The organism is Pseudobutyrivibrio sp. YE44 (genome assembly GCF_900104335.1).
In the GTDB taxonomy this organism is placed as follows: Bacteria; Bacillota; Clostridia; order Lachnospirales; family Lachnospiraceae; genus Pseudobutyrivibrio.
In genome coordinates, this window is record NZ_FMXT01000002.1 from 475,754 (window position 1) to 501,375 (window position 25,622).

Below are 25,622 nucleotides of genomic sequence, written 5' to 3' on the forward strand. Positions count from 1 at the left end.
ACAACTCATCTCGCAATAATGTTAGTCTAAATTATTGTGCATATGCCTGCTCTGTAACCTGCTTGAAGATTTCGATAAACTTAGCCTTGTCGATAGAGCCTGAAGCGAAGTCAGCGAATACCTGTCCTGTGTAGTTCTGTGCATAACCATCTGTCATGTTGAGCCAATGCCAAGCTGATGTCTTACCAGCTGCGGTGTAATCAGAGATTGTCTGAGCAAATGGATCATTAGCTACATAAGAGCATGACTTATATGGGCTGATGAAACCAGCTTCCATTACAAGCACTTCCTGTGCTGGATCTGTTGTAAGCCACTGAAGGAACTTCTCTGCCTCTTCTACGTTGCCATCCTTGTATACTGCCCACCATGATGGAGAGTTTGTAAGGATTGTATCGATTCCGTCATCAAATGCGTATGGAGCCATACCACACTTGAAGCTTCCAGCTGCCTCATAAGCATCCTTGTCATCTGTTGTCATTGTAGCACCAATCCAAGAACCCTGTGTTACAAATGCATACTTACCAGATGCAAAGTTGAGAATCTGCTGATCGTAAGTACCTGATACTAATAGTGACTGATCTGCATACTCGTTGAAGAGCTCAACCATATCTGCAAACTTAGCAAATCTAGCATCATCAAGCTTTCCACCATCATTTAACATATCGATGTAGGTTGTGTCATCTCTTGCAAGACCTTCATCAAGGTATGTACCAAAGAGATGGTTACCTGTTGACCAGTAAAGGTTTACTGGCTCTGCGAAGTAGCCAATTACTGCTGTAAGTCCAAGCTCATCCTTCTTTGAGTCGATTGTCTCAAAAGCTGACTTTAAAGCTGCTGGACTTGTGATAGATGCAGGATCAACACCTGCCTTCTCGAGGATGTCAGCATTGTATGCAAGACCAACTGCCTCTGTGGTGTAAGGGAAACCAATTGTTCCTTCATCACTAACATAAGCAGCATCTGTGTCGCTTACCCATGCCTGATCACTCATATCCTGAAGATTACCTACCCAGTTGTTGAAGTCAGCCTCGCCGCCGCATACGAAGATGTCTGGCATATTGTCTGACTGATAGTAAGCCTTAAGCTCACCCTGAATATCGATTCCACCTCCCATTGACTCGATTTCAACGTGAACACCTGTCTCCTTCTCGTACATTTCAGCAAGTTTCTTAAGCTGTGAATCAACCTCAATCTTGCCGTTTACAAGACGGATTGAGTTGCCTGATGAGCCAGAGCCATCAGAGCCTGATGCGCCATCACCGCCTCCACAACCTACAAGACTCAATGCCATAAGTCCTGCTACCATAAGTGCAAATAACCTTCTTCTCATAATTCTTCCTCTCCTTTTCTTTTTGCTTTTATTTAAGAGCTACGACCTTTTAAATTCTGCGGGAATTAAAGTCTTGCTCAGTAGCACAAAATCAAATTTCCCATACCCCGGCAAACCAAGGTGGAAGTTTTATGTTTTTCTGAAGCTTTACATTTTCATTATTGGAAATCAATAATGTTGCTTCTTCCTTACAGTCTGTTGGAACCTGATAGTCTATTTCACTATCGCTTACATTGCATATTACCAATAACGTTCTATTATTCAATTTTCTAAGATACGTATATACGTTTTCATCCTTTGGATCAAGTAATTCGTATATACCATATACTATTATATCAGACCATTCACTGTTTCGGCGAAGTTTAATCAGCTTTTTATAATAATTGAAAACTGAGTCCTCATCAGCAACCTGGCGTTTTGCATTAATATCCTTGTAATTTGGATTTACCATTATCCATGGCTTTCCAGTGGTGAAACCTGCATTTTCAGATGAATCCCACTGCATTGGAGTTCTGGCATTATCACGTCCCTTTGCCTCAACACCTTTCATGAAAGCCTCTTCTGAAAGCTTTCCACCCTCTACAAGTTCTTTATATGCATTTAAAATCTCGATATCCTTGCAGTTTTCAATGGAACCGAATTTGCAATTTGTCATTCCCAGCTCTTCCCCCTGATACACATAAGGAGTACCCTGCATCATATGAAGAACTGTAGCAACACATTTTGCTGATGCCACCGAATCGTCTCCCAAACGAGAAACAATTCTTGGCTGATCGTGGTTATCCCAATAAAGGGAATTCCAAGCCTTTCCACTAAGCTCTACCTGCCACTTTGAAAGATTTTCCTTCAAATCTGGTAGATAAAATCTCTTGGTAGTCCACTTTCCATTTTCGTCATGGTCAAGACTGGTATGCTCAAACTGGAATACCATATTAAGCTCAGTCTGATCATTTCCTGCGTATTTCTGTGCCTCTTCTATCGTCACTCCGGCACACTCACCTACAGTCATAATATCATATTTTGATAGGACTTTCTTGTTCATTTCCTGGAGATACTGGTGAACGTGAGGTCCATTTGTAGTGTTGGACAAATCTCCATACTTGCCACCTGGCCAAACCTTTCCATCAGGAAGACCTTCCACCTTGGAAATCATGGAGATAACATCCATTCTAAAACCATCGATGCCCTTCTCGCACCACCAGGTCATCATATTGAAAACCTCATCTCTAACCTTTGGGTTATCCCAGTTCAAATCAGGCTGCTTTGTTGAAAAACAGTGAAGGTAATACATTCCTGTAGTCTCATCATATTGCCAAGCCGAACCAGAAAAGCAGCTGCCCCAGTTGTTAGGCTCCTTGCCATCCTTCCCCTCTCTCCAAATGTAATAATCTCTCTTAGGATTATCCTTTGAAGAACGGCTTTCAATAAACCATTTATGCTCATCAGAAGTGTGGTTTACCACCAAATCCATAACTATTTTTATATCATGCTCATGAGCTTCCTTTAGAAGATTGTCAAAATCCTCCATGTTACCAAAATCATCCATAATATCTTGATAATCTGAGATATCATAGCCATTATCATCATTAGGTGATTTGTAAACTGGGCTAAGCCAAATTACATTTATTCCAAGGTTTTGAAGATAATCTAGCTTACTACGAATTCCGTTTAAATCTCCAATTCCATCTCCATTAGAATCACAAAAGCTTCTAGGATAGATTTGATATACAACACTTTCTTTCCACCACTTCTTGTCCATTTTATTCCTCCATTTGTTTCCTTTAGTTACGCGAATAACTATCTACAAACAAAGTAACTCAGGGAAGTTCGGCCGTCAACGGTTATGCACATAACTATTAAATTATCCCATAATCCCCAACGTGAATTTGTTATTATTTCACAAGCCTCTGGTGGACTCCCTTATAACCAATTCAACAGGCATTTTTATGCTATGTCCAACCTCCTTGCCTGCTATCATCTTAAGCATACTCTCCACTGCCAGCTTGGCTTTTTTCTCCACATTCTGGCTGACCGTTGTAATCTTTGGAGTGCAAATTGTGGAGTAGTTGATATTGTCATATCCAGAGATGGAAATATCCTCTGGCACCTTCACCCCCTTGCTCTGGAGGAAATTAATAAGCTGAAGAGCATAAAAATCTGAGATGCAAAAGATAGCTGTTTTTTCCATCATCTGAGAATAAAGCCTGTTCATACCATCAAGCATTTCTTCTTTTTCGATATCAATTATAAAATGTGAGCTTTCATCTATTGGAACCCCAGCATCCTCAAAGGCCTTTTTAAAGCCTCTCCATCTGTGTCTGTCCTCCTCACAATCCGTATCATCCAGCATTGCCACCTTTGTGTGCCCTGCACTTATAAAGTATTTTCCAGTGATATAACCACCATTAAAATCATCTATAAAAATCTGAACCAGCTTGTTGTATTCATATGCAAAAGAAGCATCTATAGTAACTATAGGCTTTACGTACTGACTTGAAACCTGAAGCATAACATCCTTTTTGTGATTACAAAGTATAAGGCCATCTAGGTTCCAACGCATGGCATCCTTTAAAATCTGGTCTGCAGACTGATTTAGGATAATAAGAATATATTTGTCATTCTTCCGAAACTCTTTTTCCAGATAAGAGAAAAAGATTCCAAAATAAGGATCAGATAGAATATTTTTCTTTTCCTGACCATTCATTACTGCCACCCCAATCAAACCTGAACTCCGGCTAACTAAAGATAAAGCCGACTGATTGGAAATGTATCCACTTTCTGCAATTTCTTTTTCTATTTTTTCCCTTACAGCAGGTGAAACCTTTTCAGTTTTTCCATGGAGTACATAGGATACTGACGCAGTGCTAACACCACATTTTTCTGCAATATCTTTAATTCTTACCATCGTTCAATACCTCCCATTAATTTTAGTTATACGCATAACCTATTTACCTGTCAAGATTTTTATGCTACCTTTCAGTTAGATTAAAAATGTATTTTAGGGGGACAATTTCATGGAGCGCAAGTGGTGGCACAACAAAATTGCATACCAAATTTATCCAAAAAGCTTTAAGGATTCAAACGGGGATGGTATTGGTGATATTCGTGGCATTATTGAAAAGCTAGACTATCTTGCCAATTTAGGTATCGATATTCTATGGCTCTCCCCTATTTACAAATCCCCTTTAGCTGACCAGGGCTACGACATATCAGACTACTACGATATCGACCCTCGTTTTGGCACTATGGAGGATTTAGAGGAGTTGATTGCCAAAGCCAAAGAGCGTGGCATTGGCATTGTAATGGACCTTGTTGTAAACCACTGCTCCGACGAACATGAGTGGTTTAAAAAGGCCTGTGAGGATCCAGATGGCCCTTATGGAAAGTTCTTCTACATTGAAGATTATAAGGAGGGTCAGCCTTTACCTTGCAATTGGAGAAGCTATTTTGGTGGCTCATGCTGGGAAAAGCTTCCTGGACACCAGGATAAAATATATCTTCACGTATTTCACAAAAAGCAGCCAGATTTAAATTGGGAAAATCCTCTTCTTCGTAAAGAGGTTTACAAAATGATTAACTGGTGGTTGGATAAGGGAATTGCTGGTTTTAGAATCGATGCAATTATAAACATCAAGAAGAAGCTACCATTCAAAGATTATCCTGTTGATAGAGAGGATGGTCTTTCATCCATGGAAAATATGTTAAAGGAAGCTACAGGCATTGGGGAATTCTTAGGAGAAATGGCAGCAGAAACCTTCAGAAAATATGATGCCTTTTCCGTTGGAGAGGTCTTCAATGAAAAGGATTCTGAGCTTCCACTTTTTATTGGAGATAATGGATACTTTTCATCTATGTTTGATTTCTCCACCACTGGGCTTGGTCAAAACGACCAGGGCTTCCATGCAGCCAAAGAAATCACACCAAAGGAATACAGAGACGCCATTTTCAAAGCTCATGAACGTGTGGAAGGAATTGGCTATCTTTCCAATATAATCGAAAACCACGATGAACCTCGTGGCGTATCACGTTATATCCCGGCATCAGGGCTTTCCTGCAAAAGCAAGAAGATGCTGGCTGGTATATACTTCCTTCTTCCAGGCATTCCTTTTATCTATCAGGGTCAGGAGATTGGTATGGAGAACCTGGCCCAGGTAGATTGCCTGGATCAGTTGGATGACTGTGCTAACATCGATGTGTATAACACTGCTATAAACGCCGGACTTAGTGAGAAAGAAGCCTTGGAGGTTTTGAGAAAACATTCTAGAGATAATGCCAGAACACCTTTCCAATGGTCGGCTGAAAAGAATGCTGGCTTCAGCGAAGCTGAGCCTTGGCTACTGGTTAATCCTAACTACAAAGATATAAATTGGGAATCTCAGGTTAACGATTCCGATTCAGTCTTTAACTTTTATAAAAAGCTTATACAACTACGTAAGAACCCTGAATACGAATCAACCTTGGTTTACGGCACATTCCAACCAGCCCACACCGATATAGACAACCTGGTATGCTACTACCGTCGCGGCGACAAAACCCTGGTCGTACTGGCGAACTTCCAAGACAAGTCGATTGAATTACCATTAGCGTCCAATATTAACAAAATCATTCTAGCAAACCGCGCCGATATTACTTACAATTCAGATACCATTAAATTATTAAGCTACGACTTTCTCATAGCTGAAGTAACGAAGTAAAAATACATGTCGTCCTTTCGACAGAGTAAAAATCCAGCTCAATCTATTCTGTAAAAATTGAGACAAAACAAGAGCCCACTGTAGGCATCAAGCTATTATGTTTCTCAAGGAAAGCTTTCTATGGCTTTCCGGAGAAATATAATGCTTGTAGCCGTAACAGTGGGCTCGTATTATTCTACAAACTTACAAATATGATTTAGCGTTATTTTTGTCGATGGCTACGAAAGGTACCCATATGAATTTACCATCCTCGGTAGCCCCTTCAATATCGGTAATATCCTTACCCTTTGCAAGAGCCTGTACTGCCTGCATAGCAGCCTTTGACTGAGCCTCTGTATCCTGGAGAACGGTCATATACATATCACCATCTAATATTGCCTGGCATCCATCAGAGGAACCATCTAGTCCTGCCACAAGAATCTTGCTGGTGTCATAACCATTATCCTTAAGCCACTGAATAGCGCTGAGAGCCATAGCATCATTATTAGAGAAGATGCAATCGAAGGACTGATTAGTATTCTTAAATACATCCAGCTTCTTATAAGCAGTATCTCCTGACCAATCCATAAAATCTGCAAACACCAAATTAATCTCAACCTGATTATCCCAGAAGAAATACTTTATAGCATCTGTTCTTGGGGCAACAGCTGAATGACCCTTCTGGCCCTTTAAAACAATGGCATTGACTGTGGTTGGTTTACCAAGTCCATTCCAGATATACTCTGCCTGATAGGTACCAGCATCCTGCTCGTAGGAAGCTACATAAACATATTGGTTAGCCTTTAAATAGTCTTCTCCTGGTTTGTTGTTGATGAAAACAATAGGAGTTCCATTTGCAGCTGCTTCCATCTGTAAAGCTGTAGAGGCATCTGCCAATCTACAAACAATTACAGCGTACTGTCCGTTAGCAGCCTCAATCTGTTCCTTCTGCTTAGCTGTGTTTTTCTCACAATATACAACATCGTAAGTATATCCCATCTGAGATAGCTCTCCAGAAGCAACCTCTAAGAATTTACTAAGGTAAGATGATCCCTCATCATGGAAAGCAAAGAGGATTTTTTTGCTACTAGAACCTGAACCTCCACTAGATGAGCTTCCACATCCTACCAAAGATGACATTATAAGGGTTAATGCAAATAGCACTATGGAAATTTTCTTAAAAATCTTTTTCATGCTGACACCTCCCTAAATCTTAAACTGCTGTACATAAGATGTAAGCGTATCTGATGTATTAGCAAGCTCATGAGAATTATCAGCTACATCCTGACTGCTTTGAGTAATGCTGTTTGCCTGCTCAACCATATGATGACTGGTCTCAAGAATTTCATCGGCACTAGCGGCCTGCTCCTCAGAAATAGCAGCTACATTTCCTGCTACATCATCTACCTTTTGAACATCCTGAATCATAAGATCAATCAGCTCATTAGACTTCTCAATGTTCTGGTAAATCTGATCGAAGGTTCCAACGGCTGTATGAATCAACTCGCTGTTTTCTTCAATATCCCTAGCACTTGCCTCGGCCTGACTAACAACATCCTCAATCAAACGTCTAACGTCATTAATCAGATTAGAAATATTATCAGCACTCTGTGCGGAATTCTGTGCCAACTTTCCAATCTCATCAGCAACAACTGCGAAGCCCTTTCCAGCTTCACCTGCACGGGCTGCCTCAATTGATGCATTAAGCGATAACAGATTTGTTTCGTCTGCAATCTCGGCAATCAAGCTTACAATCTTTGTAATCTCATCGGAAGCCTTGCCTACCTTATCGATAGACTCTACCAGCTCATTATTGCTAGCCTTGATGCCATCCATAGCCTTTGAAAGATGTTCCATATCCGAACGGCCCTTCTTACTGATTTCAACAGTCTCCTTCATGCTGGCATTAGCCTGATTAGAATTTTCTCTTGTATCAGCAACTACCATAGCAAGAGTTGTGGCATTCTCTGCAATTTCATTAACTGCAACTGCAAGCTGATCTACAGTAGTATTCAAATTCTGCATTGCTTCTGCCTGAGATCTTGAAGCATCATACATATCCTTTGAAACTCGATCAGAATTCTCAGACTGTTCTTTTAGCTTTTCAGATTCGTTATTAATAGAGGTCAACATGCCTCTCATGGATTTAACGAATTCTGAAACCTTTCCACCCATTATGCCGATTTCATCGTTGCTTTCCTGAACAATATCTATTGTGAAATCACCTTCAGACATGTCAGTAATATGTTTGGTAATAGTACCAAGAGGTGCAATTACTCTTGCGATTGTAATGTTGATTAAAACAATAATGAAAACTAAAGCAACTAAACCTATAGCAACCATTACGTTTGTAAGTCTAAGCACTGTCTTCATGAATACAGAATGTGGTACGTATGATACTAATACCCAATCAGTACCTTCAATTTGTCTAAAAGCAACCTCATAGTCTCCAATAGTTGTTGTACTAAAGTCTCTAGTAAAGAGCTTTACAGCAATCCCCTTCATAGTTGGGTCACTATCTGAATCTAGAAGCTGCGTAGAAACTCTACTATCATCTCTATGGGCAAGAATAGTATTTGTATCTGCAAGGTCAACTAAGAAGGACTCTGCTGAATCCATCTTTACACCTGAGTTAACGATTATACTAATCTGGTCCAAGGTTAAGTCTGCAGCAAAAACTCTTACTTCAGAATTACCATCATCAATAAGACCTGCCGCACTTAGTACATTTTTTCCATCCTCATCTGTGTAGGAAGAACCATAAGCAAGATTTACTCTGGTAATACCTTCCTTAAACCAAGGCTCATCCTTTATAGTGCCAAACTGCTTTGAGGATTCTTCAGCCTTAAAGGTACGACCATTTACAGATGCAATATATGGTCCATTTTTACAGTATTTATTTACACCATAGTTAGCATCCATAATAGCCTGTAATTGTTCATCATCAGGCTTGGTTTTTTCAATATCATTTTTTACAGCAGAAAAGGTGGCTAAATTTTGATTTAGCCATGCCTCAATATTATCTCCCTGATTTGCAATTGACGAATCAAGCTGTGCCGTAGCCATATCAATAAGGGCTGTTCTTGCCAGCTGACTCGAAAAAGCTACCAGTGCAATAACTGTAAGAGTTACTGCTGGTACAATAATGAATAACAGCTTAGTTTTAATCTTTCGCTGTTTTCTGTTTTTAGAGTTAGATTCTTTTGCCATGCACCTACCTCCTACCAATACATTGTCAATCTATATTCTATACCCCTAGATAATCTGATTGTTGTTTTTCACTTTTATTTCATTCTTAATTCATTATTTTTACCTAATTTCACACTGGGTGAGTATTAGAGTATTTTCCTCACTGTCATTATTAGCCTCGAATTATTTTGATATTATTTTTTGCAATAGAAAAGAGCCTTGGCATCTGCCAAGGCTCATAACTAGCAACAAATATTATTTTGAGAGTCTAGTTACAATTCTATCAAGGGTCTCGCTAGGAACTATACTGTCCCTATAAAGCTGATTAATTGTACTTTCGCTTCCAAGAAGAGCAGTCACGTCAAGCCAAGTGTCTTTCTGAAACTCCTCATCGAAAACAGCAAATATTTTTCTATTTTGTAAAAGCTGCGAAAGCGGGTATTCTCTATAATCCATAATTAAACTCTTGAGAGGTACTCTCCTGTTCTTGTGTCAATCTTGATTGTTTCACCGTTCTCAACGAAAAGAGGAACGTAAACAACTGCGCCAGTCTCAACAGTAGCAGGCTTTGTAGCACCTGTAGCTGTATCGCCCTTGAAACCTGGCTCTGTATCTGTAATCTGAAGCTCTACGAACATAGGTGGCTCAACTGAGAAGATAGAACCATTATGTGAAAGCATCTTTACGATTTCATTTTCCTTAACAAACTTGAGAGCATCACCAATCTGATCTGCTGTAAGAGCAACCTGATCGTATGTCTCAACATCCATGAAGTTGAAAAGCTCGCCATCGTTGTAAAGGTACTGCATATCCTTACGATCGATACGTGCTGCTGGGAACTTCTCTGTAGGACGGAAAGATGTTTCTGTAACACCACCGTTCTTGATGTTCTTAAGCTTTGTACGAACGAAAGCTGCGCCCTTACCTGGCTTTACGTGCTGGAACTCGATAACCTGATAAACCTGATTGTCCATCTCGATTGTCATACCGTTTCTGAAATCACCGGCTGTAATCATTATAAAATCCTCCTTAATATGGCACTTCTTTCGTGCCTTTCAAACTAATTCATTGGCCTAAGCCACACTCGTATACAGTATTTTACCTCAGAATTGCAAGTTTTTCAAGACATTTCTAATCAGACAGATTATGCTAACATGGTAAAAAAGAGGAGAAAACCCATGGAAATAGAAAGAAAATTTTTAATTAAAGAATTACCCGATTTATCTAAATATGAATACGTAGATATTGAACAGGGCTACCTATCCACTAACCCTGTGGTTCGTATCCGAAAAAAGAACGACAAATACATTCTAACTTACAAAGGAAGTGGCCTTATGGCCCGAGAGGAAATCGAAGCTAGCCTCACCAAGGAAGCCTACCAACACCTATTAGAAAAGATAGATGGCCACGCCATCACAAAGCGTCGCTATCTCATTCCCTTCGAACCATACACCATCGAACTAGACGTCTTCGAAGGACACAAAAAAGGTCTCATTATGGCGGAAGTCGAGTTCCCATCCCTTGAGGAAGCCAACGCCTTCGTAGCTCCCGACTGGTTCGGCGACGACGTCACCGAAGACCGTAGCTACCACAACAGCAACATGATCTGGGGATGACTATTCATCCCCTTTTTTTGTCACTATTCACAGACTTCAGTTATTTGATTTCTAGGGGCACCTTATACTATGGAGGTATAGGTGAATTTGAGCAGAATAATAGATTCTCTTAATGCTGCAAATGTAGCTTTCAGTGGATGTCCTTTCATTGGTTTTGCACTTTGTAGCTACTGTATGTATAGCTCAGACACTTGTAAGTTATAACAATGCTCCCCCTCAGGGTATATAACTATCAGTTGCTTCCATACTCCATTTGCTAAGTAAAATTAAAAAAGCAGGTTTTGAATATATAGTCACCGTGGCACATTCAACATCGTGTCTCAAGTGACCACTGCAGCCGCCATCCTAGCGGCTGCTGCCTATATATACAAAACCTGCTTTTTATTTTACTAAGCGCATTTCAAATTCCAGCAACTGATAGTTATGTACCCTGAGGGGGAGCATTACTAAAAATAGAGTGTGTCTGAGCAATACATACTGTAGTGCACAAAGTGCAAAGAATTGAAAGAACATCCACAATAAGAAAAGCTACATGTAGCATTTAGAGAATCATTATTTTGCGATTGAACCTATACGTCCATAGTATAAGGTGTCCCTAGAATCAGAGGAGTACGCACTGTGAATAGTGATAAAAAAATCCCGGCGAGAATAGTCCTCGCCGGGAAATTCATTATTTGATAATCTGGTACTCGTAAGTGCTAAAATCAGCCTTAAGAGTGATGGTATCAGCCCCCTTACTCCATGTAAAGGAAACAACTGAACCTTCAGTATCAATTGTAAGCTCGCTGTCGAATCCAAATGCTGGATGTGATTTGCGAAGCTGTAAAAGCTCAATTTGCTTTTTAACTACCTCTCTTTGAAGATCAGATTCAATCTGCTCCAATGAAAGGTTTGTTCTATTGATTTCTTTGTGACCGCCTGCACCAGCTCTTGCTACTGCTTCGTGGTCATTCTTGCCTGCGAACAGGTCAAGGTACCATACCTGTGGCTTACCTGGCATGAACATCTGAATTGCTCTTGCGAAAAGCATCTTCTTGTCGTCCTCACCAAGTGCGCTGTAATATGTGGCATTTACTTGATAGTACATGTTCTTTGCACCGTGAAGATCCTTAACGAATCCACCACGTCCAACGATTGTATCAATCAAGCTCTGAATCTCTTCCTCTGGGAGAAGTCCCTTAAGGTCAAGAAGTGGAATACCGTCGTGACATCCAAGCATGTTTACCACGCGGATATCGTTGTCAACTAATTCCTTTGCCCACTGGATAAGTTTGTCTGGGTTCTTCTTTTCAATAGCGTAGATAAGAAGTCCTGGAAGGAAGAAGTCGTATGTCATGTAGCCTTTGCTTGCTACAAGTTCGTATATCTTCTCTCCGTAGCTTGCATGAATCTCAGGAAGAAGTGAAAGCTGATTCTTGTCAGCTAAATCCTTAACCTTCTGAAGAAGGTCCCATGTTCCTGGGTCGTTAAGGAAGTTCTTCTCGCCTGGCTCCTTTGGAGCATAAGCAAACGCATCAAGACGAACAATCTTTGCACCATAAGATGATAATGTCTTGAGAGTGTTCTCATAGAATTCCCATACTAATGGTGACTTAATGTTTAAGTCCATCTGACCTAAATATCTGCGACTGCTTTCAAGAAGCTCTACCACCTGTGAGCGGTACTTGTCATATTTGCCAAGTTTTAAATCTGCAACAGTGCATCCCTCAGAAATCTGAGCATTAACACACTCTGCTAATCTCTGTGCTGCCACATACTGGATATCCATAACCTCCATAAGGTCCTCAGCCTCTAAAGACTTGTAGCGAACCTCCTGGTAGAAGGTGTTCCAATATGGTACATTACGTCCATCTGGAAATCTTACCATAAGAATTGGTAAGCCTGGCTTTCTGAAAAACATATCCTTGATATATTTCTCATCTGGCTGGATGTAACCAGCCTCGGTCATCTGACCACAGCCTTCCCAAAATTTGTTCCAGTCAATAAAGAAATCTTTATACTTGGACTTTTCGCCATTTTTGATAATATCCTGAAACTCTTTTGATAACACAGATGCGTGATTCAAAATGAAATCAAGCTTAAGGTCAATATCCATGCCCTTAATATCTTCGATAGCCTGACGGCTACCAAGCTCTTCATTGATTCCATAATCGATAACAGAGAAGCCTCTGTCTAAGTCTGTGTTGAAAATACTTGGAAGGATGTAAAAACTCTCAAAAGTGTCTTTGAGTTCATCCTTCTTTAAAACCTTTACGATGTCATCTAAAGTGCCACCCATAGAATCTGGGTAAGCATTCAGCATAGGTCCGTTGCTCATTTTATTCCTCCAATTCACTCCGTCAGTTACGGTAACAAGCCCTCATCCACTGGTTACAGTCACAAGCCATAGATATCTGCCGCTCAGCTATAGAAAGCTTCGCTTGAGACATCTATGAGCTTGTTACTTACCAGTGAATTTTAGCTTGTTACCTACTGACTCACTTAATAATCAACAAATAAAAACTACATGTTCATGAGCTTTTTATAATCGTCGTAAGATAAAAGCTCACCTGATTTCGAAAGAATAATTTTCGCTTTACGAGCCTGAGACGCTAAAAGGTTCTGCTCGAGTTCGAGAACTAACATTGTGAACGCACTATCAGTCTTTCCATCACGATTACGAGCTCTGCGGTGAGCAAGTGTCTCTTCTGGAGTGCTGTTGAGAAGGATTGGAATATCCACGCCTTCATAGTGGTCACTGTTGCCATGTGTCCATTCAATAACTAGAACTTTAACGGTTGAGAAATCAACCTCTTCATACCAAAGTTCAGAATCGGTTCTACCCATTCTCTTAAGGTAGATCTTATTCTGGCCAGACTTGAATGCCTTTACAATACTAGATACTTCATCAAAATCGATTTCATTTGTGGTTCCAAGGTAACCCTCAAGGCCTGCGCGACCTGCATCGATATAAGAAGCTGCCCATGGGAATTCTGATACGTGACTGCGGTCTGCATCAGTCTCTTCCTGCTGCCATTTTCTTAAAATATCGAAGTTTTCCATAGTGCCTTCGCCAGCTTTTACTAAGCCTCTAACGCCTGCGGTGCGGAAGATGCGAAGACGCTCTGCGTCATTGTACATTGGAATACGTCTTGGATAGTTGTCGCCAGACATTGTGTAAGCGCCAATGCCCTGCTCATTAAGGAAGTAGCTTAAAAGAGATGCGGTCTCTGATTTGCCAACTCCTGAGCCACCACAAACAGTGATAACTGCTCTACCATCCTTAGCGATAACCTCATCAAGCATGCCCTTAAGCTCTGTCATGATAAGCTCAGCCTTCTTAACGTGCTCCTCGCCAATTTCTACCTTGTCACCTGGCATATCGCCATGTGGAATATCTTTGTATTGTTTAAGATCAATAGCCATAATAATAATCCTCCTATTAAACTAAGATATAAACAACACGCAAATAGTATACAAAAATTTTCGTCTTCCGAAAACCTGTTTTCATTAAGTTTATCTATTTTAACGAAAAAACTGTCTATATGCACAAAGCCTCTATCCCTCCTATTCCTGCCGCCCCGCCTCAGCCTGGTCCCTCCCCTCAGTAACCAAAGAATGCGCCCCAGCCCTGCCCCGGCGGCTCTCCATATCTTAATCTAAAGCCTAAGAATTTGTATTTTCTAAATGCTACACTGCGCTTTTGTTATTGTAGGTGTCTTTCCAATTCGTTGCACTTTTATCGCTACAGTATGTATTGCTCAGACACACACTATTTTATGTAATACTCCTCATCAGGGGATATAACTATCAGTTGCTGTAGTTTGAAGTGCGCTTAGTAAAATAACAAGCAGTTTTTGCATGTATAGGCAGCAGCCGCTAGGAAGGCGGCTGCAGTGGTCACTTGAGACACGATGTTGAATGTGCCACGGTGACTATACATACAAAACCTGCTTGTTAAATTTTACTTAGCAAACGGAGTATGGAAGCAACTGATAGTTATATCCCCTGATGAGGAGTATTAGTTGAGCCTACAAGTGTCTGAGCTATACATACAGTAGCTTCAAAGTGCAACACCAGTGGAAAGACACCTACTAAAAGCTCGTTTGTAGCATTAAGAAAATGCAAAATTCTTATGCAATTATAGCTTAAGATATGGAGAGCCTCCGGGGCAGGGCTGGGGCACATTATATTATGTGTACGGGGAGGGACCAGGCTGAGAAGGGGCGGCAGGGATAGGAGATTTGTGCGATAAAAAAAGCGCTATGCCGGAACATAGCGCAAATGTTTAAGATTAAAGTGAACCGATTTCGTCGTTGTTGTCATCACTGATGTAATCGTCGTATTCGTCAATTACTTCGTTAGTGTTGTTAACGAGCTCTTCGATTGTGTATGAGTGTTCAAAAAGAACCTGCTTAGCATAGTGTCTGCTATCGACAGCCTGGATGTCAACGTTTTCCTTACCACTAAGGAGCTTGTAGCCCATGATGATAGGAATAGACTCACCTGGCTGAATCTCAGCATAGTTAAGCTTGCTTAATGAACGAGTGTAAGATCTGTCAAGATCGAAAGCACCCTGCTTTACAGTGAGGTCTACGATGCTTGAGAAATCCATAGCTTCATCTGAGTTGTTCTCGAATGTACCGATAACATATACGATGAATGTGCTGTCATCATATGGATCTGTACCGATAACAGCGTTTGTTACGTTGTAAGCGAACTTACTTGAAGTATCAACAGACTTTGCAACAATAACTCCTGAGTTATCGTCATCCTTCTTGTCGTCCTTCTTATCTTCCTTCTCTGAGTCCTTGTTCTCGTCCTCAGATTCTGCATTCTTCTTTTCAGCCTCGTCCTTAACTGCAGATACGAGTTCCTTAGCTTCTTCAATATCACCAAGACCGCATCCAACTAATGTTGAAGCTGAAAGAGCCACTAATAAAAGAGTTGCTAATATCTTTTTCTTCATAATAGTAGCGCCCCCTTAATTAAAGATCATCTGACTCTGAATCATCTTCGCTGATGTCTGATGACTCCTCGTCTGAGCTAGAAGCTGCAGGGATATCAACCTTAATCTCTGTGTTAAGGATTTCTGCCTTATCAAAGCTCTGGTTGTCAATAAGTACGATTTCAACGTTTGATGCGCTTGTAAGCTCATAAACCTGACGAACCTGGATGCTAGCACCAGCCTTAACATCTGTGTAATCATTTGATGAATCAATCTCATCGTGCATTGGATGTCTCCATGGAAGGCTTGTGCTCTTAAGCTCTACGTTATCCTGATAAAGCTTCTCATCAACTGCCCAGCTAAAGCTTGTAGCCTCTGATGAGTTGTTTGTGAATGTGTAATCGATAACTACAAGGTTCTTGCCCTCGCCGTCATCTGTAACTGTTACGTTGTCAACTGTAACATCGAACTCTGACTCAGAAGTCTTACGCTCGATTTCGCCCATCTTCTTTGTCTCTTCTAATACAGAAACCTGCTTGTAATCCTTGATTGTATGTGAAGTAACAACAATCTTAAGCTCAGAATCATCTGTATAATCAACACCCTCAAGCTCGAAAGCAGACTGTACAGTCTTTGTCTCATCTGGAGCGATCTTTGTACCAGATGCAATTGCAAATGGATTCTCATCAGATACATAAGATGTGCTAAGAGCCTTACCATCGATTGTAGCTACTACATTGTAAGAAACTGAGTAGTCATCAAGGTAATCCTCTGAATTGTTAGTAGCATCAAGATTTAAAACAAGGATATCTCCTTTGTATGCACCACAAGTAAATACTTCGTTAAGCTCTGCAGTGTACTGTGGCTGCTTACCCTTGCTACCCCCACATGCTGTAAAAAGTGATCCTGCCATTACTACAACAGCAGCTAAAAGTGTTATCCTTTTCATATTTTCCTCCTAATAACACACATAATAAAACCAACGATAGTGATAATAATACATTTTTCAAGAATTTTCAACCAATTGGCACAAAAATTTCAGGCTGTCAGTGGCTTAGGCCCCAAACAGCCTGAATATGCGTATATTTTTTATTGATATTGTTTAGCGTTGCTGGCATCAACTTTTTCAAATGGTACCCATACATATAGGCCATCTTCAGAGAGACCTTCTATTCCTTCTGTGGAACCTTTTGTTACCAACGCCTTTGCAACTTGTACCGCCTTTTCGCCCTGTCCCTTTGCTGACTGATATACAGTAAACTGCATATCGCCATCAAGGATTGACTGTAAACCTGCTGCAGTAGCATCTACGCCCACAACAGGAACCTTGGTAAGATCATAACCTGCAGCCTTTAAAGCCTTACATGCGCCTATAGCCATATCATCGTTGTTGCAGAAAACTGCATCAAATGACTGATTAGTCTTTCTGAAAATATCGATTACTTCAACCGCCTCATCCACGGACCAGTTTGCAGTATCATCAAATACAACATTTACAGTAACACCATTTTCTCTCAGCCAATTCTTTACAGAAACGGATCGAGCCACTGCTGCATTATGGGTAAGCTCTCCACGAAGGATGACTATATTCATACTGCTTGGTTTGCCAAGCTTATTCCATACATACTCAGCCTGATATTCACCTGCATTCATTTCGTAACTACTTACTGCAACATACTGATTCTCTTTTAAAAACTGCTCATCAGGACACGCATTTACATATACTATAGGTAAATCTCCTGCACATACCTCCAGCTGTAAAGCTGTAGATCTATCTACTGGCAGGCAGATAATAGCATCATAGCCAGCAGACGCAGCATTTGTAATCTGTTCAACCTGAGCATTTACACTCTCGCAAGGATCTCCCATATCAAGAGTGATACCCTCTGTACCGGCAGCTGCTTGAAGATTATCCATCAACAGTTGCTTAAAGGTATCTGAAGGTGGGCCTGAATAAAAAACCTTAACGCCGCCTCCTCCACCAGATGAACCTCCAGAGGATGAGCCACAACCTGTAAGCATAACCCCCACAACAAGGATAATAGATAGAAGGAGTACTGATAACGTTCTAATACCACGATTATTTTTCATAATCATCTACCTCCTCTCCATCAATCTTAAACTGCTGAACATAACCGGTTAGCTTTTGGGAAGTGTTAGCCAGTTCATGAGAATTGTCTGCAACATCCTGACTGCTTTGAGTTATGTTGTTTGCCTGCTCTACCATGTTTCTACTTGTTTCAAGGATTTCATCTGCACTAGCAGCCTGTTCCTCGGAAATAGCAGCTACATTTCCAGCAACATCATCAACCTTTTGAACGTCTGCAATCATTAAATCAATCAACTCATTTGACTGCTGAATGTTCTGATAGATTTGATCGAAGGTTCCAACTGCTGTATGAATCAAATCTGTGTTGGCCTCAATCTCTTGAGCACTTGTCTCTGCCTGTGAAACAACACTCTCAATCGCCTTTCTAACATCATCAATGAGCTTGGCAATGTTTTCTGCACTCTGGGCTGAGTTCTGTGCCAACTTTCCAATTTCACTTGCAACAACTGCGAAGCCCTTTCCTGCCTCTCCAGCTCTAGCTGCTTCAATTGACGCATTAAGTGACAACAGATTGGTCTCATCTGCAATCTCAGCAATAAGTCCTACTATCTTTGTGATTTCTTCTGAGGCCTTACCAACATCATTAATTGAATCTACCAACTGGTCATTACTTGTCTTAATACCTTCCATAGCATGTGAAAGCTGTTCCATATCAGCTCGACCACGCTTACTGATTTCAACAGTCTCCTTCATGCTCTCATTGGCCTGAATAGAATTTTCTCGTGTATCAGCCACTACCATTGCAAGAGTGGTTGCATTCTCAGCAATCTCGTTGACTGCAATTGCAAGCTGGTCTACTGTGGTGTTAAGATTTTGCATCGCTTCTGATTGAGTACGAGATGCATCAAACATATCCTTTGAAACTCTATCTGAATTATCAGACTGTTCCTTAAGCCTCTCGGATTCCTCATTAATTGATGAAAGCATGCTTCTCATAGACTGAACGAATTCGGAAACCTTACTTCCCATAAGACCAATCTCATCATTGCTCTCCTGGGTAACCTTAATTGTAAAGTCACCTGCAGACATATCAGTAATATTCTTGGTAATACGTCCAAGAGGTGCAATAACCTTTGCTACAACTATATTAATGATAAGTACAATAAGGATAATTGCTGTCAAACCAACAAATACCAAAATATTAGTCAGTTTATACGCGTCGCTAAGAATTATGTCATTACTAATATAAGAAACAAGATACCACTCTGTACCTGCAATATTTCTAAAGGCTACCTGATATCCTTCGATTTCTGATGTGGTATAGTCCTTCTCGGCCATCTTCTTTGCTATACCAGCCATCAACTTATTAGAATCAGTATCCGTCAAAGTTGTATTAAGTCTTGTGGAATCGCGATGGGCAAGAATCTTGTTATCAAAGCTATCAATAAGGAAGGAAGCAGCCTGGTCCATTTTTACACCAGAGTTTACAATGATTGCAATCTGGTCCAAGGTTAAGTCTGCAGCAACAATCTTAATACCAGGTTCTCCATCATTTAAAATTCCGGACGCACTAATTACAGAGTTGCCATCTGCATCAATATAGGCACCTCCATAATTCATATTAATTCTTGTAAGACCCTGTTGATACCATGATTCATCCTTGGCATTTGAAACCACCTTATCAGACTGATGGGCCTTAACCACTTTTCCGGAATCGTAGGCAATATAAATTCCATTCGGACAATTTGAATTGTAGCCGTAGAAGGTGTCTAACATGTTCTGCAGCTCTTCATCATCCGGATGTCCTTTTTCTATTACCTTTTTAAGAGAAGAGAAGTTCTCAAGATTTTTATTCAACCAAGCCTCGATATTATCCCCCTGGTTGGATATAGAAGAATTGAGCTGTTCTGTTGCCATTTCGGTCATACTTTTCCTAGATATCCAGCCAGCAATAACAACCAAAGCTAGCACCAGAACAATAACTACAGGTAAAATTAAAACTAGTAATTTGTTTTTAATTTTTGCTGTTTTCTTTGTTTTTGCTCCAGACATGGCACTTCTCCTTATAAAAAATACCAACATTGTAATTACTTACAATTTTATAATGCCTGAAACAAATTTTGTTAGGTTTCGCAAAATCTCCTTAGATTTTTCACATTATCGTCTAAACCGCATTGTCTCATATTTAGAACGTGTTCTTACACAGTTTTTTAAATCCTGAACACGGTCTTCAATATCACCATCTTCAATGACAACATCGATTGAAGATGCCATATTATCAATTAAGAGATTATCAAAATCCATAATAGGTGTTGCCACAAGAATCTTGTACTTATCCTCAAAAGAATCTGTATCTAAAAACTCAAGGAGAATTGGATTAATCTCTCCCTCTTCACGAATATTTTCCATATTGCTTATCCTCCGTTAAAAATTTGAATAGTAAATGTGTCTTGCTAAATTTGCAGTACCAAAGTCAACGATTATAGTGCCGTAGCAAGTCTCACTCTTTAATGGGTATTCCATCAAAAGATTGTTAAGAGTCTTAGCATAGCCATATGGATGTCCAATCTTTCCATCGCCGCTAGTGCTAACAAAGTTTAAGAACAAGGTTTTCTCATCCACTTCACAATTCTCAAGACCATCAACTATTGCCTGATATTTATCCTCTACAGAATATTTATATCTATCCTGAACCCAGAATCTGAAATCATCACTGACATAAAGCTCGTATGGCAAATCTGCAGGAATAGTGTTATCCTGCTCATTCCATATCATGTTGAGGCCAGTAGTACCTGAGGCCGCTGCATCCTCGAATCTGGTTGCCAAAACAATTCGTCCACGAACCTCGCCCAAGGTTGGTAGCTCATTTTCTGTATACCAATAGTCCTTGTTTGACTTAACCTCCTGAAGCAAAAGCTCCTGGATATCGGCTACAGAATGATCATCATCCTCAATCTTAATATTTAGAATAATTGTTTCCTGTGGATGTTTCTGCAAGAATGTATACAAATCAGAAATAACATCATCAAAATATAGATAATCTGAAAAAACACTTCCTGTCTCGTGACAGCTTGCAAACTTGTGAACTAATTTGATGGAATCTCCATCTTCCCCTTCATTTAGAGCAATTCTAAAATCTAAATAGCGATAACCATTCTTCAGCTGCTCATAAACATCTGTCTTCTGGCATCTCATGGAATATCCAAGCACCACATTTCTAGCACAAGTATTATGTGTGCCTGGAATAGTAATCTCCGAAATATATTTATCATCGCCGATACTAGCCATCCAATTCTCCGTATCGGAATATGGCTTATCCAAATCTACCGAAACTTCTGCTGATGCATCATCATCGCTTACAAACAATACAACCAAAATGCCAACTATAAAAGCCATCATGAAGCCACATACAATTCTGAATAGTCGTCCTTTGTTCATATGATACATCCTCCCCCCATTTGTTGTATAATGATTAGGTCACTATATATTTAATATTATATATTAACTGGCCGTGGCTTGCTAGACCACAGTTGTTAATAACCAATATAAATTCAAACACAAAGGAGAACCATCTATGATTGACAGAGGAAGACTTTTATCCCTCGGCTATTATAAAAAAGCTGCCTCCTTCACAGGCAGTGACGGGCCAAAATGCTACAAAATCGAACGCTTTCGCGAGGAAGATTCCGAAGAAGACCAGTTCAAAGCCACCATCTGGCCTGGCCCTTACAGTTCCGACAACACTCCCGACGACCAAAAGCAGTCACGCCTGGCCCCATTCACCGAAGAAGGCCTAGCCGAACTCGTCGACTGGATGAACCAACTCAGTTTCTAACACAACCTACAAAGGAGCCATGGCCCAGCACCAGGCTTCTTTTTCATTCCTCTTCACCAACTGCCCCCCTCTCACCTGCTCCGCCACGGCCGCCCACTGGGGGTTCTTGGTACAGCCTAAGAATTTGTATTTTCTAAATGCTACACTGCGCTTTTTTTATTGTACGTGTCTTTTAAATTCATTGCACTTTTATCGCTACAGTATGTATAGCACAGACACACACTATTTTATGTAATGCTCCCCATCAGGAGGTATAACTATCAGTTGCTGGAATTTGTAATGCGCTTAGTAGAATAAAAAGCAGGTTTTGTATGTATAGGCAGCAGCCGCTAGGATGGCGGCTGCAGTGGTCACTTGAAACACGATGTTGAATGTGCCACGGTGACTATACATTCAAAACCTGCTTTTTTAATTCTACTTAGCAAATGGAGTATGGAAGCAGCTGATAGTTATACCTCCTGGTGGGGAGCATTGTTTTAAGCTACAAGTGTCTGTGCTATACATACAGTAGCTTCAAAAGTGCAACACCAATTAAAAGACACGTACTAAAAGCTCGTTTGTAGCATTAAGAAAATGCAAAATTCATAGTCAATCATACCAAAACCCCCAGCGGGCGGCCGTGGCGGGCGGGTAGCTGGCGGAGCAGGTGAGAGGGGGGCAGTTTGGGATATACAGTAAAAAAAGGAGCCTGGCGCTGGGCCATGGCTCCTTTGTGGGTTGTGTTTACTCTTTTAGGTCATCCGAGTTTCTTGCTTTTTTTTTTTATTTTCGTACATGCTAGCGTCGGCACGCTTAACGATTGCACGGAAGTCCTCGTCGAGGGTGGCATCATAAACTGCGTATCCGATTGCTACTCCGATATCGTATTTGTGATTACCCTCAAGATTTGCTGTGTAAATTTTTGTGAGGAAAATCTTTTTAAGTCTTTCCATATCAGCATGGTGTGATGGTGGAATAATACAGCAGAACTCGTCTCCACCTGTACGATAGCAGTTGCCATATTTTCCAAATACCTTGCCGAAGGTGTCAGCTACGATAGTGATATATTCATCACCTGCTTCGTGACCGTAGGTGTCGTTGCAAGCCTTTAGCCCGTTGGCATCAGCCACAACAACTGTTACACCCTCGAGACTCTTTTCAGCCTGGGCCTGGCTTTCAAAAGCATTTCTGTTGAATAAGCCAGTCATGGTATCGGTGAGGGCAAATATCTCAAGCTGCTTAGCACGTCTGCCCTTCTCAATCATTTCGTAAGCACTCTTAATCAAATCTGAGGCCAGCATGATAATGAATACAAGGAACAGATAGCGACCCAATCTATCGGAATCTCCAACCCCTTTATAATAATTGAAGATATCTCCAATAATTGAAATCATAAAAAGTAAAAGTCCTATTCCACATATTCTAAGCCTTCTGGAGAAACGTCTCCTAAAGACAAGAAGGAATACGCCACCTACCATATAAAAGGCTGCCACTAATAGCATAAGCTGTATACAAGGTAAGGTCTGTCTGAACTCTGCTATTTTTGCAAGATGAAGAACACAGCAACCTATAGTTTCAACCATCGAAATAGACAAAACTATCGGTTTAAGTATTTTGCTGTTAATTTCCAAGTAAGAATCAAAGAATAGGATAAATGGTGGTACCACCAACATTAAGCATACATAAGGTATTACCGCATCAAAAACTCTATTGTTAAAAATAAGAACTGCAGCGTCAGTCTCGCTGGCTGTCCATATACCGATACATAATGCGAAATACGCTAGGTATAACAAATCTTTATTTAGTCCTTGTTTTTTATGCATAGCTGCATAGTAAACAAACAAGATACCACTAAAGATAATAATCAATAAACTAGATATGAATCTTGGCATAGAATCAGCTAAAACCTCATCATACATCTGATATGCTGATCCTACATAAAACTTTATTTCTTGGTCCTTTACCTCGTCATAAATAGGGGTAAGCTTTACAGCAACCTTCAGCATCTTTTCGTTTACTTCCACGATATTGATGTTGGAACCTGGTGTTGAACCCCAAATACCACCATCCTTATCGTAACTGTAAATTAATCTGCCGGAATTGTATACCTGAACATCCTGATGGGAGGTATAGAACATTATAGCCGTATATCTATAGTCTAAATCTGTAAGGTCAAAATAATATTCCCTAACACCATTAGACAACACAGCTGTTGAGTATGGTTGAATCTGCTGGGTATAGGAAGCATCCTTTCTATCTACCTTGGTGTTGAAATAGCACAAAAGCAATATAAGACTGCATGCTATAACCATTAGACGGTTTAGCCAAATTTGAAGTTTTTCAAATGTATTTGTTGCTTTCATAGCTCTTTCTTTTCCAATGAAACCAAACAATTAATAGTTGCGTTATATTTTATTGCCGCTTTTAAATCCAAAGCCGCATTTGTAACTATTCTACATCCTGTTCACAATTTGGTCAAGAATATTTATTACGAAAACTAGTCAATAAACATTTTAATTCTGTCATATAACTGAGCATTGTGCACAACATAATCAGAGTGTGTAGCATTAGCCACAATTTCTAATTTTGCGTCCGCTATGCTCTCTACAATCCTTTTTGTTTCCCTTTCTTTAATACAATCATTAGACCCTGCCATTATTAGGGCAGGTACTGATATTGCAGAAAGGTCTCTTTCTTTTATATCGGGTTCTAATAGCATTAACTTAACTCTTGGATCATTATTTTTTTTGAAGGATTTTTTTATTTCATGTATTGCTCTAAGATGAAAACCTGAAGGCGAAAGGTTTGCCCCGCAGCATACTATTCCAGAAAGTAGCTTAGATTCCCTCATAGCAACCATAAGCGCAATTATTCCACCATCTGAATAACCTACGAGATATGGCTTTTCTATCTCCAGAGCGTTAATCAAATTAATAACATCTGATGCCATGTCCTCATAATGGTATTCCTTTGGTGTGGCACTTTCTCCGTGGCCTCTTGTGTCCATAGCGTACACAGTATGAGTCTCACTCATAACCTCCACCAGTTCATCAAAAATGTGATGATCCTCACAATTTCCATGTATAAGAATAACCGGCGATCCCTCGCCGGTCTTTTCATAACATATTACCTGAGAATTAAGCTGAATATACATATATACCTCATCCCCCGCATATAGCGGATCCTTCTCCCTTGAAAAGATATTTTATATACTTCTAATGGGCCTAGCCTTAATAAGACCACAAGAAGTCATTATTTATTTTTCTGCTATTACCTGCTTCATATCGTAGATTCCAGCTGGCTTTCCAGCAAGGAATTTTGCAGCCTCGACTGCACCCTTAGCAAAAACGCTCTTTGAGTATGCAGTGTGCTTAATTGTAATAACCTCATCAAGACCAGCAAATATAACCTCATGCTCACCAACGATATTGCCACCTCTTACTGCAGAGATTCCAATTTCGTTCTTTGGTCTCTTCTCTCGTCTCTCAGCTCTACCATAACAATAATCATACTTTTCATCAAGAGCTTCATTACATGCATCTGCAAGAGCAAGGGCTGTTCCGCTTGGTGCATCCAACTTCTGATTGTGATGCTTCTCTACGATTTCGATGTCATAGCCAGCCTCAGCAAAAATCTGAGTAGCCTTCTTGCATAAATCAAATAAAGTGTTGATACCAAGAGACATGTTTGCAGAACGAAGGATAGCAACCTTCTTGCTAGCCTCATCAACATGCTTTAACATATCCTGATCAAGACCAGTAGTGCAAAGAACCACTGGATGATTGCTTGAAACACATTCATCAAGCATGCCATCAACTGCTGCTGCATTTGAAAAATCAATTACAACATCATAAGGAACATTTACCTCTGCAAGACTATCGAATACTGGATAATCATTTGTGATTCCCTTGTACTTATCTACACCAGCAACAATAGAAACCTCGCTGTCGCTTTTGCAAATATCAGTGATTACCTGTCCCATGTGTCCGTTACATCCGTGCATTACTACTCTTGTCATAATAA

Annotated in this window: 21 protein-coding genes; 3 read left to right on the forward strand and 18 right to left on the reverse strand. The window is 40.3% G+C overall.

Translation table 11 applies throughout. The features are described 5' to 3' along the window. Positions 1-31: 31 nt before the first annotated feature. The 3 genes from BLR54_RS06290 to BLR54_RS06300 all read right to left on the reverse strand — a co-directional run bounded on the left by BLR54_RS06290 (position 32) and on the right by BLR54_RS06300 (position 4,235). On the reverse strand, positions 32-1,330 hold the full coding sequence (locus BLR54_RS06290; RefSeq protein ID WP_090418298.1) for an ABC transporter substrate-binding protein: 1,299 nt from the start codon (positions 1,328-1,330) through the stop codon (positions 32-34). 91 nt (positions 1,331-1,421) lie between these two features. After that, positions 1,422-3,089 (reverse strand): glycoside hydrolase family 13 protein, encoded by a 1,668-nt coding sequence (locus BLR54_RS06295; RefSeq protein WP_090418301.1) that lies wholly within the window; start codon positions 3,087-3,089, stop codon positions 1,422-1,424. A 138-nt stretch (positions 3,090-3,227) separates the two neighbouring features. Then, positions 3,228-4,235: a LacI family DNA-binding transcriptional regulator gene (locus tag BLR54_RS06300; protein WP_090418304.1), complete on the reverse strand. Its 1,008-nt coding sequence runs from the start codon at positions 4,233-4,235 to the stop codon at positions 3,228-3,230. A 109-nt stretch (positions 4,236-4,344) separates the two neighbouring features. On the opposite strand from BLR54_RS06300, the gene BLR54_RS06305 reads away from it, so the two are divergent. Continuing rightward, positions 4,345-6,024, forward strand: a complete 1,680-nt coding sequence (locus BLR54_RS06305; RefSeq protein ID WP_090418307.1) for an alpha-glucosidase — start codon at positions 4,345-4,347, stop codon at positions 6,022-6,024. 183 nt (positions 6,025-6,207) lie between these two features. On the opposite strand, the gene BLR54_RS06310 is transcribed toward BLR54_RS06305, so the two are convergent. The 4 genes from BLR54_RS06310 to efp form a co-directional block, all read right to left on the reverse strand. Further along, positions 6,208-7,197, reverse strand: coding sequence for a substrate-binding domain-containing protein (locus BLR54_RS06310; protein ID WP_090418311.1), 990 nt, complete (start codon positions 7,195-7,197; stop codon positions 6,208-6,210). A gap of 12 nt (positions 7,198-7,209) precedes the next feature. Further along, positions 7,210-9,213, reverse strand: a complete 2,004-nt coding sequence (locus tag BLR54_RS06315) for a methyl-accepting chemotaxis protein (protein ID WP_090418314.1) — start codon at positions 9,211-9,213, stop codon at positions 7,210-7,212. Between the two features lie 234 nt (positions 9,214-9,447). Continuing rightward, on the reverse strand, positions 9,448-9,648 hold the full coding sequence (locus tag BLR54_RS06320) for a hypothetical protein (RefSeq protein ID WP_090418317.1): 201 nt from the start codon (positions 9,646-9,648) through the stop codon (positions 9,448-9,450). 2 nt (positions 9,649-9,650) lie between these two features. Then, the gene (gene efp, locus BLR54_RS06325; protein ID WP_090418322.1) at positions 9,651-10,208 is read right to left on the reverse strand and encodes an elongation factor P; all 558 of its coding nucleotides are present in this window, start codon (positions 10,206-10,208) and stop codon (positions 9,651-9,653) included. Between the two features lie 162 nt (positions 10,209-10,370). Here efp and BLR54_RS06330 point away from each other — a divergent pair, with 162 nt between their 5' ends. Then, the gene (locus tag BLR54_RS06330) at positions 10,371-10,808 is read left to right on the forward strand and encodes a CYTH domain-containing protein (protein WP_090418325.1); all 438 of its coding nucleotides are present in this window, start codon (positions 10,371-10,373) and stop codon (positions 10,806-10,808) included. A gap of 670 nt (positions 10,809-11,478) precedes the next feature. Here the strand turns inward: BLR54_RS06330 and BLR54_RS06335 are convergent. The 8 genes from BLR54_RS06335 to BLR54_RS06370 all read right to left on the reverse strand — a co-directional run bounded on the left by BLR54_RS06335 (position 11,479) and on the right by BLR54_RS06370 (position 21,223). Next, complete coding sequence (locus BLR54_RS06335) at positions 11,479-13,125, reverse strand: alpha-amylase family protein (protein WP_090418327.1); 1,647 nt, start codon at positions 13,123-13,125, stop codon at positions 11,479-11,481. A 185-nt stretch (positions 13,126-13,310) separates the two neighbouring features. Further along, entirely contained in the window at positions 13,311-14,213 is a 903-nt protein-coding gene (locus BLR54_RS06340) for a nucleoside/nucleotide kinase family protein (protein WP_090418330.1), read from the reverse strand. A gap of 868 nt (positions 14,214-15,081) precedes the next feature. After that, complete coding sequence (locus BLR54_RS06345) at positions 15,082-15,756, reverse strand: DUF5067 domain-containing protein (RefSeq protein ID WP_090418333.1); 675 nt, start codon at positions 15,754-15,756, stop codon at positions 15,082-15,084. Positions 15,757-15,775: 19 nt separating this feature from the next. Then, positions 15,776-16,684 carry a DUF5067 domain-containing protein gene (locus BLR54_RS06350; protein WP_090418336.1) on the reverse strand — a complete coding sequence of 303 codons (909 nt, stop codon included), beginning with the start codon at positions 16,682-16,684 and terminating at the stop codon, positions 15,776-15,778. A 140-nt stretch (positions 16,685-16,824) separates the two neighbouring features. Beyond that, complete coding sequence (locus BLR54_RS06355; RefSeq protein ID WP_176761870.1) at positions 16,825-17,826, reverse strand: substrate-binding domain-containing protein; 1,002 nt, start codon at positions 17,824-17,826, stop codon at positions 16,825-16,827. After that, positions 17,816-19,837 carry a methyl-accepting chemotaxis protein gene (locus BLR54_RS06360; RefSeq protein WP_090418341.1) on the reverse strand — a complete coding sequence of 674 codons (2,022 nt, stop codon included), beginning with the start codon at positions 19,835-19,837 and terminating at the stop codon, positions 17,816-17,818. The genes BLR54_RS06355 and BLR54_RS06360 overlap by 11 nt, the downstream gene beginning before the upstream one ends. Before the next feature lie 105 nt (positions 19,838-19,942). Next, positions 19,943-20,194: a hypothetical protein gene (locus tag BLR54_RS06365; protein ID WP_090418342.1), complete on the reverse strand. Its 252-nt coding sequence runs from the start codon at positions 20,192-20,194 to the stop codon at positions 19,943-19,945. A 15-nt stretch (positions 20,195-20,209) separates the two neighbouring features. Then, entirely contained in the window at positions 20,210-21,223 is a 1,014-nt protein-coding gene (locus BLR54_RS06370; RefSeq protein WP_176761871.1) for a phosphatidylinositol-specific phospholipase C domain-containing protein, read from the reverse strand. 136 nt (positions 21,224-21,359) lie between these two features. Between BLR54_RS06370 and BLR54_RS06375 the strand changes: the two genes are divergently transcribed. Then, the gene (locus BLR54_RS06375) at positions 21,360-21,620 is read left to right on the forward strand and encodes a hypothetical protein (RefSeq protein ID WP_090418347.1); all 261 of its coding nucleotides are present in this window, start codon (positions 21,360-21,362) and stop codon (positions 21,618-21,620) included. Between the two features lie 731 nt (positions 21,621-22,351). Here the strand turns inward: BLR54_RS06375 and BLR54_RS06380 are convergent. From BLR54_RS06380 to dapB, 3 genes are all read right to left on the reverse strand, one after another. Beyond that, positions 22,352-23,962: a sensor domain-containing diguanylate cyclase gene (locus tag BLR54_RS06380; RefSeq protein ID WP_090418350.1), complete on the reverse strand. Its 1,611-nt coding sequence runs from the start codon at positions 23,960-23,962 to the stop codon at positions 22,352-22,354. Between the two features lie 134 nt (positions 23,963-24,096). Then, on the reverse strand, positions 24,097-24,753 hold the full coding sequence (locus BLR54_RS06385) for an alpha/beta fold hydrolase (RefSeq protein WP_090418352.1): 657 nt from the start codon (positions 24,751-24,753) through the stop codon (positions 24,097-24,099). A 102-nt stretch (positions 24,754-24,855) separates the two neighbouring features. Beyond that, positions 24,856-25,617: a 4-hydroxy-tetrahydrodipicolinate reductase gene (gene dapB, locus BLR54_RS06390; RefSeq protein WP_090418355.1), complete on the reverse strand. Its 762-nt coding sequence runs from the start codon at positions 25,615-25,617 to the stop codon at positions 24,856-24,858. Positions 25,618-25,622 lie beyond the last annotated feature (5 nt).

Coding starts and splice junctions, on each gene's coding strand:
- BLR54_RS06370 (WP_176761871.1), bottom strand. CDS start 21,223: ATGAACAAAGGACGACTATTCAGAATTGTATGTGGCTTCATGATGGCT.
- BLR54_RS06335 (WP_090418327.1), bottom strand. CDS start 13,125: ATGAGCAACGGACCTATGCTGAATGCTTACCCAGATTCTATGGGTGGC.
- BLR54_RS06365 (WP_090418342.1), bottom strand. CDS start 20,194: ATGGAAAATATTCGTGAAGAGGGAGAGATTAATCCAATTCTCCTTGAG.
- BLR54_RS06290 (WP_090418298.1), bottom strand. CDS start 1,330: ATGAGAAGAAGGTTATTTGCACTTATGGTAGCAGGACTTATGGCATTG.
- efp (WP_090418322.1), bottom strand. CDS start 10,208: ATGATTACAGCCGGTGATTTCAGAAACGGTATGACAATCGAGATGGAC.
- BLR54_RS06360 (WP_090418341.1), bottom strand. CDS start 19,837: ATGTCTGGAGCAAAAACAAAGAAAACAGCAAAAATTAAAAACAAATTA.
- BLR54_RS06385 (WP_090418352.1), bottom strand. CDS start 24,753: ATGTATATTCAGCTTAATTCTCAGGTAATATGTTATGAAAAGACCGGC.
- BLR54_RS06375 (WP_090418347.1), top strand. CDS start 21,360: ATGATTGACAGAGGAAGACTTTTATCCCTCGGCTATTATAAAAAAGCT.
- BLR54_RS06300 (WP_090418304.1), bottom strand. CDS start 4,235: ATGGTAAGAATTAAAGATATTGCAGAAAAATGTGGTGTTAGCACTGCG.
- BLR54_RS06305 (WP_090418307.1), top strand. CDS start 4,345: ATGGAGCGCAAGTGGTGGCACAACAAAATTGCATACCAAATTTATCCA.
- dapB (WP_090418355.1), bottom strand. CDS start 25,617: ATGACAAGAGTAGTAATGCACGGATGTAACGGACACATGGGACAGGTA.
- BLR54_RS06340 (WP_090418330.1), bottom strand. CDS start 14,213: ATGGCTATTGATCTTAAACAATACAAAGATATTCCACATGGCGATATG.
- BLR54_RS06345 (WP_090418333.1), bottom strand. CDS start 15,756: ATGAAGAAAAAGATATTAGCAACTCTTTTATTAGTGGCTCTTTCAGCT.
- BLR54_RS06330 (WP_090418325.1), top strand. CDS start 10,371: ATGGAAATAGAAAGAAAATTTTTAATTAAAGAATTACCCGATTTATCT.
- BLR54_RS06320 (WP_090418317.1), bottom strand. CDS start 9,648: ATGGATTATAGAGAATACCCGCTTTCGCAGCTTTTACAAAATAGAAAA.
- BLR54_RS06380 (WP_090418350.1), bottom strand. CDS start 23,962: ATGAAAGCAACAAATACATTTGAAAAACTTCAAATTTGGCTAAACCGT.
- BLR54_RS06310 (WP_090418311.1), bottom strand. CDS start 7,197: ATGAAAAAGATTTTTAAGAAAATTTCCATAGTGCTATTTGCATTAACC.
- BLR54_RS06315 (WP_090418314.1), bottom strand. CDS start 9,213: ATGGCAAAAGAATCTAACTCTAAAAACAGAAAACAGCGAAAGATTAAA.
- BLR54_RS06355 (WP_176761870.1), bottom strand. CDS start 17,826: ATGAAAAATAATCGTGGTATTAGAACGTTATCAGTACTCCTTCTATCT.
- BLR54_RS06350 (WP_090418336.1), bottom strand. CDS start 16,684: ATGAAAAGGATAACACTTTTAGCTGCTGTTGTAGTAATGGCAGGATCA.
- BLR54_RS06295 (WP_090418301.1), bottom strand. CDS start 3,089: ATGGACAAGAAGTGGTGGAAAGAAAGTGTTGTATATCAAATCTATCCT.